Annotated in this window: 20 protein-coding genes; 14 read left to right on the forward strand and 6 right to left on the reverse strand. The window is 37.2% G+C overall.

What is annotated here, in order from left to right:
• The first annotated feature begins 289 nt into the window (after positions 1–289).
• The 9 genes from AC0IWE_RS17625 to AC0IWE_RS17665 all read left to right on the forward strand — a co-directional run bounded on the left by AC0IWE_RS17625 (position 290) and on the right by AC0IWE_RS17665 (position 8425).
• Entirely contained in the window at positions 290–1090 is an 801-nt protein-coding gene (locus AC0IWE_RS17625) for a hypothetical protein (RefSeq protein WP_471794074.1), read from the forward strand.
• Between the two features lie 115 nt (positions 1091–1205).
• On the forward strand, positions 1206–2342 hold the full coding sequence (locus AC0IWE_RS17630) for a hypothetical protein (protein WP_471794075.1): 1137 nt from the start codon (positions 1206–1208) through the stop codon (positions 2340–2342).
• Between the two features lie 28 nt (positions 2343–2370).
• Complete coding sequence (locus AC0IWE_RS17635) at positions 2371–3054, forward strand: SMI1/KNR4 family protein (RefSeq protein ID WP_471794076.1); 684 nt, start codon at positions 2371–2373, stop codon at positions 3052–3054.
• Between the two features lie 32 nt (positions 3055–3086).
• Entirely contained in the window at positions 3087–3320 is a 234-nt protein-coding gene (locus AC0IWE_RS17640) for a hypothetical protein (protein WP_471794077.1), read from the forward strand.
• Positions 3321–3802: 482 nt separating this feature from the next.
• Complete coding sequence (locus AC0IWE_RS17645) at positions 3803–4480, forward strand: hypothetical protein (RefSeq protein WP_471794078.1); 678 nt, start codon at positions 3803–3805, stop codon at positions 4478–4480.
• 36 nt (positions 4481–4516) lie between these two features.
• Positions 4517–5212 carry a hypothetical protein gene (locus AC0IWE_RS17650; protein ID WP_471794079.1) on the forward strand — a complete coding sequence of 232 codons (696 nt, stop codon included), beginning with the start codon at positions 4517–4519 and terminating at the stop codon, positions 5210–5212.
• Positions 5213–5465: 253 nt separating this feature from the next.
• Positions 5466–6989: an ABC transporter permease gene (locus AC0IWE_RS17655; protein WP_471794080.1), complete on the forward strand. Its 1524-nt coding sequence runs from the start codon at positions 5466–5468 to the stop codon at positions 6987–6989.
• On the forward strand, positions 6955–7839 hold the full coding sequence (locus AC0IWE_RS17660) for an ABC transporter permease (protein ID WP_471794081.1): 885 nt from the start codon (positions 6955–6957) through the stop codon (positions 7837–7839). Before AC0IWE_RS17655 ends, AC0IWE_RS17660 begins: the two co-directional genes overlap by 35 nt.
• Positions 7840–7930: 91 nt before the next feature.
• Positions 7931–8425, forward strand: a complete 495-nt coding sequence (locus tag AC0IWE_RS17665; RefSeq protein ID WP_471794082.1) for a DUF416 family protein — start codon at positions 7931–7933, stop codon at positions 8423–8425.
• 9 nt (positions 8426–8434) lie between these two features.
• On the opposite strand, the gene AC0IWE_RS17670 is transcribed toward AC0IWE_RS17665, so the two are convergent.
• Both AC0IWE_RS17670 and AC0IWE_RS17675 read right to left on the reverse strand, forming a co-directional pair.
• Positions 8435–8800: a helix-turn-helix domain-containing protein gene (locus AC0IWE_RS17670; protein WP_463494481.1), complete on the reverse strand. Its 366-nt coding sequence runs from the start codon at positions 8798–8800 to the stop codon at positions 8435–8437.
• Positions 8801–8818: 18 nt separating this feature from the next.
• Positions 8819–10759 carry an LTA synthase family protein gene (locus AC0IWE_RS17675; RefSeq protein WP_471794083.1) on the reverse strand — a complete coding sequence of 647 codons (1941 nt, stop codon included), beginning with the start codon at positions 10757–10759 and terminating at the stop codon, positions 8819–8821.
• An 857-nt stretch (positions 10760–11616) separates the two neighbouring features.
• Between AC0IWE_RS17675 and AC0IWE_RS17680 the strand changes: the two genes are divergently transcribed.
• The 4 genes from AC0IWE_RS17680 (at position 11617) to AC0IWE_RS17695 (ending at position 14516) form a co-directional block, all read left to right on the forward strand.
• A complete protein-coding gene (locus AC0IWE_RS17680) occupies positions 11617–11904 on the forward strand; it encodes a hypothetical protein (RefSeq protein ID WP_471794084.1) in 288 nt (95 codons plus the stop codon).
• A 925-nt stretch (positions 11905–12829) separates the two neighbouring features.
• Positions 12830–13105, forward strand: a complete 276-nt coding sequence (locus tag AC0IWE_RS17685) for a hypothetical protein (RefSeq protein ID WP_471794085.1) — start codon at positions 12830–12832, stop codon at positions 13103–13105.
• A gap of 6 nt (positions 13106–13111) precedes the next feature.
• Positions 13112–13513 (forward strand): alkaline phosphatase, encoded by a 402-nt coding sequence (locus tag AC0IWE_RS17690; RefSeq protein ID WP_471794086.1) that lies wholly within the window; start codon positions 13112–13114, stop codon positions 13511–13513.
• Between the two features lie 28 nt (positions 13514–13541).
• The gene (locus tag AC0IWE_RS17695; protein ID WP_471794231.1) at positions 13542–14516 is read left to right on the forward strand and encodes an alkaline phosphatase; all 975 of its coding nucleotides are present in this window, start codon (positions 13542–13544) and stop codon (positions 14514–14516) included.
• Between the two features lie 1243 nt (positions 14517–15759).
• Here AC0IWE_RS17695 and AC0IWE_RS17700 read toward each other — a convergent pair.
• Complete coding sequence (locus AC0IWE_RS17700; RefSeq protein WP_471794087.1) at positions 15760–16050, reverse strand: HAD hydrolase-like protein; 291 nt, start codon at positions 16048–16050, stop codon at positions 15760–15762.
• The gene (locus AC0IWE_RS17705) at positions 16043–16543 is read right to left on the reverse strand and encodes an HAD family hydrolase (protein WP_471794088.1); all 501 of its coding nucleotides are present in this window, start codon (positions 16541–16543) and stop codon (positions 16043–16045) included. The genes AC0IWE_RS17700 and AC0IWE_RS17705 overlap by 8 nt, the downstream gene beginning before the upstream one ends.
• A 198-nt stretch (positions 16544–16741) precedes the next feature.
• On the opposite strand from AC0IWE_RS17705, the gene AC0IWE_RS17710 reads away from it, so the two are divergent.
• Positions 16742–17266, forward strand: a complete 525-nt coding sequence (locus tag AC0IWE_RS17710) for a hypothetical protein (protein ID WP_471794089.1) — start codon at positions 16742–16744, stop codon at positions 17264–17266.
• A 215-nt stretch (positions 17267–17481) separates the two neighbouring features.
• Here AC0IWE_RS17710 and AC0IWE_RS17715 read toward each other — a convergent pair whose 3' ends face one another.
• Together AC0IWE_RS17715 and AC0IWE_RS17720 are read right to left on the reverse strand one after the other, a co-directional pair.
• The gene (locus tag AC0IWE_RS17715; RefSeq protein ID WP_471794090.1) at positions 17482–17796 is read right to left on the reverse strand and encodes an alpha/beta hydrolase-fold protein; all 315 of its coding nucleotides are present in this window, start codon (positions 17794–17796) and stop codon (positions 17482–17484) included.
• Complete coding sequence (locus tag AC0IWE_RS17720; RefSeq protein WP_471794091.1) at positions 17765–17971, reverse strand: hypothetical protein; 207 nt, start codon at positions 17969–17971, stop codon at positions 17765–17767. The genes AC0IWE_RS17715 and AC0IWE_RS17720 overlap by 32 nt, the downstream gene beginning before the upstream one ends.
• Between the last annotated feature and the right edge of the window lie 31 nt (positions 17972–18002).

Here is an 18002-nt window from a genome sequence, read left to right on the forward strand (position 1 = left end):
TTTTAAGTTGATAGTAAATGTGCTCATAAACAGCTATTAAATGTGTATTTCAAATTTACACGTTCCTTTATTAATGCTAATGGAACTAACTTATGACATGCTCATCTTTTTCTCCCTGACAACCAAATATTAGCTTTCATGTAATTTTTGGACTAAAATGTATCTCTATTCATCAAAATGACCTACCTTTTTGATTTGGTGTAAAATTATGTATTTCATTTCAAGTAACAAATCTGTTGCTGTATGTTTGCGGCATCATCCCTCTCACTTCAACAAATTTAAATTAACGATGAAAAAATTAACACTGAAGAAAGGCAAAGCGATCGCTTGCCTTATTCTAATGTGCCTATTCTTGGTACAAGGTTGTAAAAAGGAAATCCTTCTACAAAAAGACCATAATTCAATAATCTTATCAAAGGTAAAAAATATTTCTTATCGGGAATTTATCAATTCAATAAACCTTAAAGCTACAGGCAGCTTAAGCAACGTACTCTCAGGAGCTAAAGAAAAAGTTATGGGTACAGAAGCTTTGGCAGGCAACCTTAACTTGGTGATGGACAGTGTAAAATTACTGCATTTAGGAGATACATTAAGTTATGTGATTAGCATAAGGCCTCAAACACCTAGAGCAACTGTCTTTCAAAACTTAACCATACAAGTTGTAAAAGAAAAAACTACGGCATTTTTGAGTACCTATTATCCATCTAAGGAATGGATAGATAGATGGAGGGCGGGGCATGCAATTGCATTTAAAGATAACTCTATATTTAATAAAATAAACCTTAATGATGTTGCTCTTGACACAAAAGCCTTAAATACAACAAATTTTAAACAAGAGAATGCGTTAAAGGGAAAGATTATAGCTAGTATTAGCAGTCCTTCTGGTACGCCAAATGTTATAAGCTTAGCACCTGGAGAGTGCGAAATTTATGATATTTACACTGTAGTTCCCCATCAATGCTCTACAGGTGATTGGCCAGGCACCTGTCCGTGGGAAGTAGGTGGCATACCAGAAGAGGGAGGTTCACTGCCATACTATACATTGGAGCGGACTACCCGGCGTAGATTGTGCTCCTCCAGCAGGAGATGAGGGTGGAGGAAGTAGCGGAGGGGGAGGAGGCACAGTACCAACACCGCCCCCTACTTATAACCCATGTGATGGTGGTACACCCAGCGTATCTTTTTACTTTGAAAGAGGCACAAGGTTGGCCGTATTACCGCCAACACCTTGCGATCCTGTAATGCCTGAAGGCGCAGACCCGTCTGTTTCAGCAAATGCTCAATATCTATTTAATATCTTATCAATTTCTGATGATAGTAGAAAGCAATATATTAAGAACCATAATGAGGCTACTAATGCATTTGTAGCTTACCTAGCAACAAATGGGCCAACTACAGAGAACAAGAATTTTGTTATTTGGGCTATTGGTTATTTGATAGGCAACCCTACTAGTTTTAATCAAGCGTTTATAGATTTACTCAATGGGGTTTATAATGAAAACTCACCTATATATATACCAGACAATTTTGATGTAATCTATGGCCAAGAATGGTATGATGATGAAAATGAGTTGGGTATTATTGATATAGAAATGGTGCAACAAGGGGTGCCTAATGACCCTATACCCGAAGCGTATTATATAAAAAACATAGGTATTGATATGACCCCAGCCACGCCCAGAAACGGCACTACTGTTCATGGCAATCCAAGAAATGCAAAGTATTTTTGGGATCAACTGATTAAAAAAAGACCTGAAATGTTTAGTGCAGATAATAGAGCATTCATTAAAAACAATGACTTTAAATCAATTAAAGTCGATTATCAATGGATTAAATATAATCCTACCCACAAGTCATATATGTACAATCAACTAGTTCATCACCACCATAAACAACGTAATATGGCTTTTGCTATTCCTCAAAAAGTACATCAAAAATGGGCTAGCATTTTACACAGGGCTAGGATAAATGGTAGGTTAGCAAATTTAGGGGGGAGGTTGAATTCTCTAGGGCCGTTCTTGGAATTATTTTCAATTGTAACTGATATAAGAACAGGTAACCCTGATGCATTTGTAAATGGTTTTGGTTCTCATGATGAAATTGGTAAATTGTATAAAGAACCAATACAAAATTTCTATTTTGAAATTACAGAGCAAAGTATATTCAAAAATTCAAGTGGTACTATAATTAGAGCAATTGTTACTTATGATGCATTTGAAGATTATATTTGGGATGAAGATGAAAGGCGGTATATGGGTGTTTTTAAAATAGCCACATATGTAGAGGATATTGATGTCATAAACCATCGCACCAATAGCTTAACAAAAAAACAGATATTTTAGACTTGAATTTTACTTATCAGAATAAGCCATGGATGAAATAATAAATACTTTTTTTACTTCTTATTTTAATTTTAGCAGATTACGTAGTGTATATAGGGAGGAAAAAACTCCAAAAAACATGATGGCTTCGATCGTTGATGAAGACGGTTGGTATACTTGGAAGCCGATTAGGGGGACATTAACCAATAGTAATTATCGCCAAGTTGAGGAAAAATTCAGTGTAAAATTCCCTAAAAGTTTTGTTGAGTGGCACAAGCAATATTTTTTTCTGGATTGTTCATGTCAGCTCATAGGCCTTCCTGTTTCATCTCCAACTGAACCCCTACAACAGATTATTGACAACTTGGATTATTCTTTGGCAAAGGACCTTATTGAGGCTAAACTATATCCTTTTGGTGATGAGGGCAATGACGCTGGTCCATTAGTATTTGATGGTAGGTATGAAGTAAAAGATAATGAATATCCAATTAGAGTTTATGATCATGAGTATGGCGGGGATATGGATGGGTTAAGTGAAATTGTTTTTTCTTCCTTTCCTAAGCTTTTAGAATGTTTTACGCATTATATCGAAGAGTTAGAAACCAGGAAGAACTTTGAAATTATTCCTGATTTTTTTCAGATTGACCCAACTGGTGCAGGAAAAACTGGTAAAGGTTATTGGTTGAGCTGGGTAGCCATGGAAAAGGAAAATGATGAACTTTTTGGTTATTGATAAAAATATTTTCACATGTTAATCAGAACGATATGAAAAGTTTAAAAGTTTTTTATATCATAGCCTTATCAATCTGTACAATTGAGTTATTGCAATTTTTGTTTGGCTCCCATGGCATCTTTTATGTAATGAAAGATGCCATGTTTATGCCAGTAAAAAATCCTCCGGTATTTTCTATTAGTGCTTATTATAATGCCGACAATAATTATATTAAGATTCTTAAGATGCTGAATAAAGTTAATACGATAGATTTTTTTTATATTTGATCGGAACATGTTCATCTCTTCTATTCTATAAATTAGATAGTAAGACAAAATATATAATTGGAATCGGCTTTTTTGCAGGACCAATATGGAGTCACCTTATTCAAATCAATCTTTAGAGAGCACTTTTTCTTTTAGTTGTTAACCTGATTTCGAATTAATTATAACGCAAAAAGTGGTTCATTAATGAAGTTTAACAATTAATTGATGGTTTTGGGTAGAACGATCCCTTCTCTTACTAAAAAAGTTTTAAGAAAATTCTTCAAATTACCCTGTGAAAATTTTCAAATTTAAATCAATCATATTATTCTACCCATCAAACCAAGCCTCCCAGAAATGTAAGCTTGGTTGTTTTAAACAAAAAATGCGCTTATTCGCCATTGAGCAAATCAATACCTAAAACTTTAAGTGTTTCTGAAAAAATATATCATAACTCTTATTCATTATGATATATTTGCGCAAATTTTTAAAAAAAAATAAATAATATGAAATCAAATTTAACGCTCTTAATACTGCTTATGGCAGTTTTTATGTCATGCAAAAAAACCACTAATGTTGATGTGCAACTTTCTACCAGTGGAAAATTAACTTACAAATTGACTGATAATACTGGTAAAGGATTGCCAAATGTGAAAGTATCGCTGTTTAACCGTCAGGATTACTATCAAAGTAATAACATTCTTTTGGATACGCGTGTTACAGATGCCAATGGTTTAACCGATTTTGGCGATCTTAATCCGGATAATTACCTTTTGGTTGCAGATTCTGCTAAAGTAAATAATGTAGCTTATCTTGTTCAGGAATATGTTCAGGTAATTACGGGTGCAGTTAAAAACAAAGAAACAAAAGTGACAGACTTTTCTGGCACATTTACGGCAACGGTTAGATCTTACAACAATAATCAACTCCTGAAAAATATAGGTGTAATTATGATCCCGTATAATAAATACAGTTATTCTTCATCTACAGCCACTAATTTAAAGGTAGCAGATTTCTCTGGGGTTACGAATGATGCAGGCTCAATTTCATTTAAAATTCCTTCATCTAAGCAGTATTACGTATACTTTTATAATACGGTAACCAATGCCACTTACAACAATACATACACTGTATCGGTACAAAAAGATGCAACGAATAACTTCTCTATTAATTTGTTTCAGTAACGGTTTGATCACAAATTACTTATGTTTTATAAGAATATGAAATATCAAATCATGCTTTTACTAGCGCTTTCCATTTTTATAAGCGGCTGTGAAAAGGTTACAAATGTAAAGTTAATTGATTCGCCAAGCACAGGCAATCTTAGCTACCAGTATAGCGATGATGGAGGGAAAGGTTTGCCTGGAGTTAAAGTTTCGCTTTACGATACCCAACCTTATTACACTGCTGGCCTGCAAAACCAGAATTCATTGGTTGCTACAATGCTTACAGATGCGAACGGTATAGCTAACTTTCAGGGTTTACGCGCTAAAAATTATGTGGTAATTACCGATTCCGTAACGGTTAACAAAGTGAAGTACCTTACGGATGATATTGTTCAGGTTGTAGCAGGAACTGATAAAAAAAGAAATATTAAAGTTTCCGAATTTTCAGGTTTACTAAATCTCACCCTGTTATCGAATGTGGATTACAGAACACCAATGAAAAATTTAGGTGTGGTAGCTTATCCAATTAATGCAGGGCTACCCAGCGCGAGTAACTTTAAACCTTTTATTAACGATGCTGTATTAAAAGGTGTAACTGATGCAAATGGATTCGTATCAATTAAAGTTCCTTCAAATGTTAGCTTTGGTTTTATTGTTTACAATTTAACAACCTATAACCTTACCTATGGATATGGCTACTCCAGTGTTGCAAAAGGAGAGAAGCTGGAACGTACACTGTACCCTTATTAAATTTGTTTGCATCCCAGCGGGATCACTAGAAAGCCTTACAGAAATGTAGGGCTTTTTGCATTTACCCGTATTTGGTAAATATATTTGTTTACTGTCCGCGGGTGTACACTTGCTGTTCGATAACGAACGCTATTTGATTAGTCGAATCATAAATACCGTCATTTAAGACATATAATGCATTTTTTTCCTCTTGGCACGCACTTGGTTGTGCATTGCAAAGTTATATTTGTTTAACAGATCAACCAGTAATGCCATGTTCAGTCTCAATTTAAAAATTGCTTTACGCAACCTTTGGAGAAATAAGGTTTCTTCTGTAATCAACATTATTGGTTTGGCTGTTGGTTTATCTGCGTGCCTTTTATTGCTGCTGTATGTAAATTATGAAGTAAATTTCGACCGCCATTTTAAAGATGCCGATAAGATTTATCAGGTAATGACCAATTTTCAGGACGCATCAGGGAAAATTACCAGTACCGGAGGTGTTCCCGGCAATGGGATTGCAATGGCCATTAAAAATAAAATACCAGAGGTTGATGCCATTACACGCATCGGTGGGGGAGATAATTCGCTAATTGCCAATGGAGAAAAAAGCTTTAAAAAGACTGATCTTTTTGCCGACCCGGAAATACTTAAAGTTTTTAGTTACGGGTTTATTGCCGGTGATCCGAATACAGCTTTAAATGCACCAGATGGGATAGTATTAACAGAAAGCATGGCAAAACTTTTGTTTGGTACTACTGAGGTATTAAATAAGACTGTGCGCTATAAAGATGCTTTTAATTTAAAGGTAACTGGGGTGATGAAAGATTTGCCTGCCAATACCACGCTGAGGTACGATTATTTAATGTCGTGGGCTTTTTTTCAAAGCATCAACCCATATGTTAAAAATCCAGGCTGGGGCGATTTTAGTTTTCTTACAATTGCAAAAGTTAACAATCCTAAACTTATTGCGCCCATTAACGCAAAAGTTAAATTACTCTTTAATGAAAACTATAAAGAGCAAAAAAATCAGAACTTCCTGTATCCATTATCCGATTTACATTTATATGGCGAATTTAAAAATGGTAAAAGTATAGGTGGCGATATTGATCGCATTTACCTTTTTGTTGCCCTTGCGTTTGGTATTTTGATGGTAGCCTGCATCAATTTTATGAACATGGCCACCGCTAAATCAGAACGGCGTGCAAAGGAGGTGGGCATTAAAAAAACAATCGGGGCAACAAGAGGATCTTTAATCATTCAGTTTTTAACCGAAGCAATGGTGCTGGTGGTAGTGGCAGTATTGTTTGCCGTTGTAATTGTAGAGGTTACTTTGCCCATTTTTAATAACTTATTGGATATCGATATCACAATCGGTTATACCAATGTAGGCTATTGGGTAGGTGTTTTAGGGGTAGCAATTTTTACTGGCCTTTTATCGGGCATGTATCCGGCATTTTTTCTCTCATCGTTTAACCCCATCCAAACTTTAAAAAATAAGGCAGCAAGGGCCAGGTTAATTCCAATTAATTTAAGGCAGGTGCTTGTGGTTGGCCAATTTTGTTTTGCCATTATGCTCATCATCTCTACATTGGTAATTTACAAGCAGATGCAGTATATCAAAAACAGGCCGATAGGCTATAACAGCAATCTGCTTGCAGAGATGGCTCAGGATGGTAACTTATCGGCTAAGTTTGAATTGTTTAAAGCGCAGGTACTTAAAAGCGGTGCGGCCATAGCAGTTAATCAAAGCAGCCAGAAGCATGACGCATGTAGGCAACTGGTTTTACGGACTTAAGTGGCCCGATATGGAAGAGAAAGGTAAAGAGATTGTGTTTAACCGGCTTCAAACCCAATACGATCTGGTTAAAACCACTGGAATACAACTATTGGACGGGCGCGATTTTTCAAAAGATTTTGCTTCAGATACAGCCACCATTATGTTGAGCAGCAATGCAGTTAAGGTAATGCAGTTAAAAAATCCGGTGGGTAAAACTGTTGAGCTTTTTGGTAATAAATTAAAAGTGATTGCTGTTTTTAAAGATTTCTTATGGGATTCTCCCTACCGCCCGGGCAAGCCCATGGTGATTAATTTTAGTAAAAATGAAAATGGCAACATTAATTTTCGCTTAAATCCCAACTATAGTTTGAGCAAAAATGTGGAGATGATTTCGGCAATTGCCAAGCAGATCAATCCACAGTACCCTGTAGAAATTAAATTTGTAAACGATCTGTTCACCAGGAAACTGCAATCTGAAAAAATACTCGGTATTCTGGCTAATCTGTTCGGAGGTATTGCAATACTGATTTCGTGCCTTGGTTTATACGGTTTAGTGGCTTACAGTGCCGAGCAGCGCACCAAAGAGTTTGGCGTACGCCGCGTATTGGGGGCTTCGGTAAGTAGCATTATGCAATTGCTTTCGGTATCTTTTTTAAAAATGGTATTGGTGGCGGCATTTATCGGTGTGCCTTTGGCCTATTACTTTATGAATAAATGGCTTTCCGGTTTTGAATTTAGAACAACTATTTCATTTTCTATGATCTTAATAGCCATTATTGGTACTGCTGTGGTGGCTTTTTTAACAGTAGGTTTTCAGGCCTATAAGGCAGCAAAAGCAAATCCGGTTGAGGCTTTGAAATATGAATAGGCTGCTAAATTGTAGCTGTAAAAATTACGCATATCTTTGCAAAACTTAATGCCTTGCTTTTACCGAGATTGGGCAATTAACCTGCAATTAAATGAATGCTACACAATTTTACGAACAGCTGAGCGATCAGTTATCCATTTTGCCCAAAAAGCAGCGTATTACTTTTGGCATAAACATCTGCGATAGACTGCTACCTGATTATATTGATTTTCATGCGCAGTTTAACTCGGGGAATCCTGATATATTGAAAAGATCAATTCAATGTGCTAAAAATGCCATTCCTAATGTTGTAGATGAACACGAAGTAAAGCAACTTTTAGCCGAACTGGAAGCGGTATTACCAGATACTGAAGAATTTACTGATCCATTGGGTACTTATGCCTTAAATACGGCATGTGCCGTATTCGAACTGCTGGAATACCTGCTCGACCAAGAAATAGATCATTTACTAAATATCAGTAGCACCATAACCGATACAATCGATTTTAAGTTGAGCGAGCTGGAAGAAGATTTAAATGAGAATGAAATATTAAATCACGCTGAAATGCTTAAAGAATGGCATCATCAGCTCCAAATCAGCAAATAAAAAACTTGCTTACAATTCTTTCATATGCTCTAGCGAGGCAATAATTTTTTTCTGACTTTTAATGGTTTCACTATAAAGTTCGAGCAATCGGTTTTTCTCTTTGATCAGGTTTTTAAGTGAGCTTACGCCATCATTACTTTGGGTGTTCAGGTTGGTTTCAAACCTGGCCAGGTCTTCATCCTTGCGGTAATATTCGAAAAAATTAACCTCGAGTGCTATCGAAATCCTGGTTAAAATACCTGTATCAATCGTAGTCGATTTAAGTAAAGTGCCCACCCGGTGTTTGCTAATGCCTGCAGCTTCGGCCAGTTGTTCTCTGCTGAAAGATTTTGCTTTCATCTCTTTCCAAATCACCAATCCAATGTTTATGCTCATGCTTGTAGGTTATCGTAATTATTTCTTTTGAGCTTCAAAACCATATAAACCATTTTGATAGAGGTAAGAGGCCATTTGATAATTGGAAATTGCTTCATTAATCAGCTGTTGATCGGCAGGTATGGCTACAGAACTGCCCGTTTTAAAATCGGGTTTGTAAGTGGCAGCCTTTTTATTCGGATCGAGTATAACCAGTTTGTTGTTTTTAATGTAACCCAAACTCTGGTAAGTACTAATAAAAGCACGTTCATCACTGTTTTTCATTTTAAAAACATCCTGACCGAAAAATTTACTGTTGTAACTAAAATTAAGGTAGCCTAAAATAGTAGGCCCAATATCAATCTGGGCAGTTAACTTATCAAATGTACCTGGTGCAATGTGGGCAGGACTATAAAAAATCATCGGGATGTGGTATTTATCAACCGGTAACTGCACTTTGCCTGCACTGGATGCACAATGATCGGCTACGATAACAAATAAGGTGTTTGCAAACCATGGTTTCTGCCTTGCCTCGCGGATAAACCTGCCAATGGCATAATCGGTGTATTTAACTGCTCCCTCTCTGCCTGTGTGTGATGGTATATCAATTCTGCCATCGGGATAGGTATATGGGCGGTGGTTGGAAACCGTCATAATTTGTGCAAAAAACGGTTTGTTATTTTTATAATCTTTATCCAGTTCGCGTAATGAAAGCGTAAACAGATCTTCATCGGCTACGCCCCAGATATTGGAATAATGAATTTCCGAATCCTGTAAGGCACTTCTGTCGGTAACCTGGTAACCATTGTTCGAAAAAAACTCGTTCATGTTATCGAAATAACCATAACCACCATAAATAAACCTGCTGTTGTAGCCTTTTGCACGGAATATACTTCCTAATGTAAACAGATTCTTATTATCAGGCCGTTTCACAATCGATTGTCCTGGTGTAGGAGGGATACAGAGCGAAAGTGCTTCCAAACCACGCACGGTGCGGGTTCCGGATGCATATAGGTTATTAAAAAGCAGTCCTTCTTTAGCAAGCGAATCCAGTTGGGGCGTAATGTGCTGCGTATTGCCGAAGGTGCCCAAAAACTCGGCACTTAAACTTTCTACACTAATCAGCACCACGTTCATTTTGTTTTCGGTGCCTGCATTGCTAATGTTTCTGGATGTATTTTTAAACGTTCCGTTTTTAGCAAGCGTATCCTGCTGCAATAAATGACTTAAAATTGTTTCGGCATTTTTAATCGGAATCGTTTTATAAAAAGTATTGTAATCGAGTTGATTGTTCCAAAAGGCAAAGCCAAAATCATACATGCCATTGCCCGAGAGCTCATTTACATATTGGTTTTTACTTAGGTATTTTAATTTATGGCTGATACAGAAATAGGTAAAAACAGGCAGGCATAATAGCACCAACGCAACTTTTGTGCGCTGGCCAAAACTGGTTTTGTGGTTGGTAGAGCAGGTAATTTTTTTGCGTAAAAGATATATAACAACCGCAGTAATAATTACCAGGCCAACCATAATGCTGTTAATGGGGTACGACTGGCGGATATTACCGATAACTTCTGTAGTGTATACCAAATAATCGACGGCTATAAAATTATAACGCACCGAAAATTCCTCCCAGAAAAACCATTCGGATACAGCATTAAAAATGAGTGTAAAAACAACAATGAAAAAATAGATAAACAGCAATACCCTGTTAAACTTACAGCCATACCATTTTGCAGGCATAAGCCACAGGTATAGTACAATCGGAATTACCGCAAAAGATGCAGCAGCCAGATCGTAAAATAAACCGATAACAAATATTTTGAGCAGGTTAAGTATCGACCAATCAACCAATGCGGCACTAAATAGCAGTAAAGCAAGCCTGGTGAGGAGCGATATTCCACATAATAACAGGGTAGCTAAAAAAACGGGTCCAAATCTATTATGTAATAAAGTATTGGTTGTTGATTTGATGCTCATAATTAATGATTAATCGAAACTGAAACTAGCATGCTGCCCATTGTAGATAAATGGCGAAGGTAGGTTCCAATTCTGAAGTAATTCTGAAGTTTGGTTAGTGCTGAAAGATAGGCAATAAAGCATTGAAGTTTATAATTTATTAATATGGGCGTAATTTCAATGCATCACCATATTTCTGGGCCTGGGCATTAAGCAAAAACCATAACATCAGGTATGCGCTTCAATCTAAATTACACCTTGGGTCTTTAATGCTGTTTAAGGTAGCTCGTTGTAGAAAAAATGTTTTGTTTTCGATAATGATCAGGTGCGCAATTTTTGTTTTATTCATTTTAATACAATTGCTGTAATGCTTGAAAATGAACGTTTAGCTTTCCATTGGTTCTGCATTCCCGTTATGCACTTTAATCTTTTTATTGCAGATACTATGCTACCAGCTGCAACCATAATAGATATTCTTTTTAAAGCAATAAAAAGGATTTTCGTTGCTACCGGGTTTAGGAACGAAGTATAGTGGTTTATGGCTAACGCTCCTTGCCTGAGAATAAAAAAAGGATTATAAAAAGCGGGGGCATCATTATAAAAAGTAGGGGAGATTATTAGAATATTTAGTTGTACAACTCAAAAGAGTGTTGATAACTGGGATAGTAATTACTAATATTTTTAGTATTTTTGTATTAATTTAACGCTGTTGAGTTAAGATACCAACGGCTGGAATGCATTAAACTAAATGATGATGAAAGAATTAATAGAACTGATTAAACGCTATTTATTAAAAGAAGCAGAAACTTTAAACCAAATTACGGATAAACCAAAAACACGCAAGAAAAAGTAGAATACCATATTTTATCATCTGTAAAATGAAACCCAAAGAACTAATCACCAAAAGCGAGCGTTACCAAAAATGGGAGAATTTTAAGTACGAAGAACCGCCTAAACCAACGGTAACTTATTTTACCATTTACGAAAAAGCAAAAGCCGCTAAACATTGGATCTACGACCCCGAAATTAAACGCTGGCAAAGCCCCGAGGAGTTTTTAGAATTGGAGAAAAGAATGAGTGGTGGTGAACCTAAGCGTTTGGAGCGTTTGCAAATGGACACAGATAAATACGGATTTTACAGCTGTGTGCATCCTGTTGATCTGTAGTTTTATTAATTATTTGTGTTATGCCAGGCATTATGCAACCCTGAATAGTACCACAAAATTATTTTTTTAAACCGGATTGCAGAGGAGATCCTTTTTTGAAGCAAGGCCTTTGTATAGGCTAAAAAGATCGCATCGAAAAGCCGGAACAAACGCTTAACAGAACGTTCTGGAACCTGCTTTCCAAATGATTTGGATCAACAGAATTTATGCAACGCTCTATTTCTTAACCACAGATGGACACAGATAAACACGGATTTTATAACTGTGTTCATCCTGTTGATCTGTGGTTTTATTAATTATTTGTGTTATGCCAGGCATTATGCAACCTTGAATAGTACCACAAAACTATTTTTTTTAAACCGGATTGCAGAGGAGATCCTTTTTTGAAGCAAGGCCTTTGCATAGGCTAAAAAGATCGCATCGAAAAGCCGGAACAAACGCTTAACAGAACGTTCTGGAACCTGCTTTCCAAATGATGTGGATCAACAGAATTTCTGCAACGCTCTATTTCTTAACCACAGATGGACACAGATAAACACGGATTTTATAGCTGGGTGCATTCTGTTAATCTGTGGTTGTTTGCATTTTGCAAACTTGCGTTTTGTTTTTTAACCACAGATGGATACAAATAAACACAGATCTTTATAGCTGTGTTCATCATGTTGATCTGTGGTTTTATTAATTACTTGTATTACGCTATTGTTTTGTGATGTCTATAATCAACGGCTTTAAAGTCGAATGCCATTGTTTTTATATGACGCTAACCAAATATAAATTTTAGCCATTCCCTTAATATTCAATTAAAACTGTGCTAAACTTTTAACAATTTCATAATGCTATATCACCACATTGGTAATGGCCGCCACACATCTTTGTAAATAAAATCAGCATCAAAATACCCCGTGGTGTTAATAATTTAATTGATATGAGATTGATTTCATGTATAGGCATGTTAATGGTTATCCCGGCAGTTGCGCTGCTTACCATGAATAAAGAACCACAACCTCCAAAATCGCCAGCTGGTAACCACATTAAGTTACCTTCCAATGAAATGGAGTCTGTTACTGATACCGATTCTTTATCTCACCAGAAAATGCTGCGTTCAAATCATCCTACATCAGTTCGCCATAATTTTCCATCCAGCAGTTACGCTCAGTCTAAACCATTATTTACGAAATATGTAAAAGGGCAACACCCTTAAAAAAATATGAATAGAAGATCATTGTTAAAAGGCGGATTATTAGCCGGCTTAAGTGCGCCATTAGTTGGATTTAAAGATGTATTAGCCGCCCCGGTTGGAGGAATAAAAAAGGCAAAAAACATTATCATGATGGTGAGCGATGGGATGAGCATAGGCACTTTGAATATGGCAGATTTGTATGCCAGCCGCACTTTCGGTAAAAGCAGTAAATGGTTAGGTTTATATCTTGATAATAAAGCTGTTCGTGCATTAATGGATACCGCTTCTGCCAGTTCGATGGTTACCGATTCTGCAGCAGCAAGCTCATCATGGGGTGGTGGGATGCGTGTAAGAAATGGTTCGCTCAATGTTGGAATGAAAGGGGAGAAACCTCAACCCATACTTCAGAAATTTAAAAGAAAAAGGTAAAAAAGTTGGTTGTGTAACCACCGTACCCATTACCCATGCCACCCCTGCAGGTTTTTGCGTTAACCTGGATAACCGTGGTGGCCAGGATATTATTGCTGAAATTTATTTAGGCCTAAAATTCGATGTAATGATGGGTGGCGGAGGTAAATATTTCGGCGAAAAAAGAGCAGGAGGAAACCTTTTACCTAAATTTTTATCTCAGGGATATAAAGTTGCAGAAAATAGAAATGAAATGTTGGCCCTGGATCAATCCAAGCCGGTATTAGGATTGTTTGCTGAAGATGGACTCCCTTACGAGGTAGACCGTATGCACGATGCTGAATTGCAAAAAATGGTGCCAACATTGGCCGAAATGACTGTTAAGGCCATTGATTTGATGAAAGATCATAAAGATGGTTTCGCATTGCAGGTTGAAGGCGGAAAGGTAGATTGGGCAGCGCATTCTAATGATTTAGGTGGATTAATATTCGATCAATTGGCTTTTGATGAAGCGGTAGGAAAAGTAATTGAGTTTGCTGAAAAAGATGGCGAAACATTGGTAATTATTACTACAGACCATGGCAATGCAAATCCTGGCCTCTTTTATGCAGATGAAGCCAATAAAAAATTTGATAGCTTACAAAACTTTAAACACAGCAATACCTGGTTGCTTGCCCAACTGAACCAATCTTTCAGCGAACAAAAAATCATGGAAATGATTAAAGAAAATCAGGGTATCGAAATGAAAGCCGACGATGTAAAATCGCTACTTGCACATTTTAAAGATATTGTTCCTAACCAGTTATATAACGAAGCAAACCTTCCATTTTACGAATACGGCAAGATTTTAAGTAAATACACAGATGTGCAATGGGCGGGTATGAACCACACTGGCGATTATGTTGAGCTTACAATGTTCGGCCCCGGATCACAACTGTTAAAACCTTTTGTTAAAAACTACGAACTCCATAATTTTATGCTTAAAGCAGCCGAAATGCCAGAACATTTTTTGGTAAAGGCCTAGTTAGTTATGCGTTAAGTGATCTTGCTTTATATTATCAATCGAACATAACTTATTTTTCTGAGGGTTAATTACTTTAACCACAGATTTACACAGAGATTAGTTTTTGCCACGGAAACACAGAAGGCACGGAGAATTCAAAGATGATCATCTACATCGTCTTCGTTTATAACGAGGATGTACGAGTAAAGCGATTTTATCGCTCCTTAAAGGAATTATTTACGCATTGCAAATGCGTACCTTGAAAATTCTCGTTAAAAACGAGGACTATCTAAGACTAAAATAAACACTGCATTAAGATCCCCACCTGTGCGAGGATGACGGTTTGGAGTAAATAATCTTTGCCTACATCGTCCTCGTTTGTAACGAGGATGTACGAGTAAAGCGATTTTATCGCTCCTTAAAGGAATTATTTTCGCATTGCAAATGCGTACCTTAAATAGTCCTCGTTAAAAACGAGGACTATTTAAGACTAAAATAAACACCGCATTAAGATCCCCTGCCTGCGCGAGGATGACGGGTGTGGCGTAAATAATCTTTTGCAGTTATACGATATATGGAGTATATACCTACATCGTCCTCGTTTGTAACGAGGATGTACGAGTAAAGCGATTTTATCGCTCCTTAAAGGGATTATTTTCGCATTGCAAATGCGTACCTCAAAAATCCTCGTTACAAACGAGGACTATTTAAGACTTAAAATAAACACCGCATTAAGCATCCCCGCCTGCGCGAGGATGACGGGTGTGGCGTAAATAATCTTTTGCAGTTATACGATATATGGAGTATATACCTACATCGTCCTCGTTTGTAACGAGGATGTACGAGTAAAGCGATTTTATCGCTCCTTAAAGGGATTATTTTCGCATTGCAAATGCGTACCTCAAAAATCCTCGTTACAAACGAGGACTATTTAAGACTAAAATAAACACCGCATTAAGATCCCCGCCTGCGCGAGGATGACGGTACGAATTAAATACTCTTTCGCCGTCGATGCGGGGTACGGATTAAATATTCTTTAGCCGTCATGCGGTATGCAGTAAATACTTGTTTGCCGTCATTTCGACCGTAGTGGAGAAATCTTTGTCTTTGTTTTTTCAAATTCCTTTAAAAGATTTCTCTGATGCGTGGTACTCTGAAATGACGATCCCTGAATTATGAACTATAGACTATGGACTATTAACCATTGACTATGAGCCATTGACCATCAACCATCAACTCAAAACTCCAAACTCCCAACTCAAAACTACCTCCCTTCCCACCAGGTTAAAGGAAACTTTATCTCATCAACCGAACTGGCAATCATATCAGGTTTAAAAGCATAATGACCTAAAGTATCTTTGCTTGATATACCCGACAGAACTAAAATTGTTTTATAACCCATCTGTACGCCGCCTTGAATATCGGTTTCCATGGTATCGCCAATAACAGTGGTTTCGCTGGTTTCGAGTCCGAGGAATTTACGGGCCGAACGCATCATCACCGGACTAGGTTTGCCTGTTACAAATGCTTTTCTGCCTGTAGCTTCTTCAATCATGGCTGTGGTTGCGGCAATCCCAAGGTTGTTCCATCCTGGTTTTTTTGGCGATGGATCTCTGTTGCGTCGTGATGAATTTTGCGCCCGCAAGAATCATATCTACGGCTCTTTGAACCATTTCTAGCGTAAAGTTTCTTCCTTCTCCAAGCACTACAAATTCTGGGTCGGTATTTACCAGCGTAATTTCGTGATCGTGTAAACTGCTTAATAAACCACCTTCACCCAGTACGTATGCGGTACCATTCGGACTTTGATCGGAAAGAAATTTACCTGTAGCCATTGCACTGGTATAAACGTGACTTTCTTCAACCTTAATGCCAAGGCCTTTAAGCTTGCGCACAACTTCCAAACCAGTTCGCTGGCTATTATTGGTCATAAAAGCGAAAGGAATATCTTCGTCGATTAATTTTTTAATAAATTTATCAGCACCAAATATCAATTCTTCGCCGCTATAAATCACCCCATCCATATCTATTAATAATCCTTGTTTCATGTTTTTCGAGATTTAATTTGTTTGTATGCAAACTTAATATTTTCTTGTTCAATCAATGTTAATATAAAGTTTTTAGAATTTTCTGGATCAATATATTCCGGGTTTAATTGCTGCTGAAAATAATTTAACATAAACTTAATGTAGCAGCTGTAGCGCAAATTCATTTGATCCCGTATTGATTACAAAAACTAAATCCACATGAAAAACGCTTTCAAACCTACAGCCATTCTTTTAATCGCACTAAGCACTTTGCTCGCCTGTAAAAAGAAAACCGCAGACCCTATTGAAACCATTGTAGACGATAAAGATTTAACCGGTTGCCCGGTGGGTACAACCTGTTATTATCAATATGTAAATAATGCCACAATGCTTGATCGCCAGATTACCTTAACCACCGGACAATACCGCGTTTTCTGGTCAAAAAACATAGGTTATGGCGCGAGGTCATTTTATTTCCTGGCTCCGATGATGGGCGATAATTTTGTTCTTAATGATAAGGACGTAGCTGAGGGCAGGGTAAAATATGTAAGTGATTGCCCATCATGTCTTTCAATATCTTTAAAAGCTTTAACCGGGACAGTAAAAGGTATAAGGGTAACCAAAACTGGTGTTCAGGGTGAAAAGTGGTTAGTAGAATCTAATATCGTTTTGGCTGTTGAAGGAACCACAACACCTTTCGACACGGTGCACGTTAAACAATATTATTTTCCCGCTGTACAATAATCATTCATTTTACATGACACTTAAATGTACATTGGTGCCATTTTTCGCCAGTAATGAGGGCGATGCGCATTGCTTTGCCAGGTATGAAACTGATTTGGGATTCCTTTTTCCATAAAAGACTGCTCAGGTGCTGGTTTCCACTTAAAAATGGGTCAGTTTCGCCAACTGCCAAGATGATTTCCATACTTCGCACTTCCGAAAGTAATTTATCATCATTAAGATTGGCAATGTATCGAAGGCTCTGGCATATTGTAATACACTTTTTCATTATGAAAACCATTTAATAAATCTCTAAAATCACCAATATTATCCGTAAGATCATAACGGCCGCTTATGCCAACAGCTTTTTTAAATAACCAGGGGTATTTCATGGCCAGATTGATGGCGTGGTAAGCGCCCATGCTGCAGCCTGCAGTTTCTACGTAACCGCCACCGTTTTTTTGATCAATAAGTGGCATTACTTCTTCCAATAAGTATTTTTCATACTGGAGATGACGGTCAATACGATACGGAAGGAAATACTTCATCATTATAAAAACTTTCGCCATCAATACTATCCACGCAAAAAACCTGGAGTTCGCCGTTTTCAATCTGATCGCTCAATGAGGCGATAATTCCCCAGTTTTCGTAATCATAAAACCTGGCCATCCGAGTAGGGAAAAATATAACTGCCCGCCCGCTTTGTCCGAAAACTAACAATTCCATATCCCTTTGAAGGTTATGGCTGAACCATTTA

The organism is Pedobacter sp. AC402 (assembly GCF_979252805.1).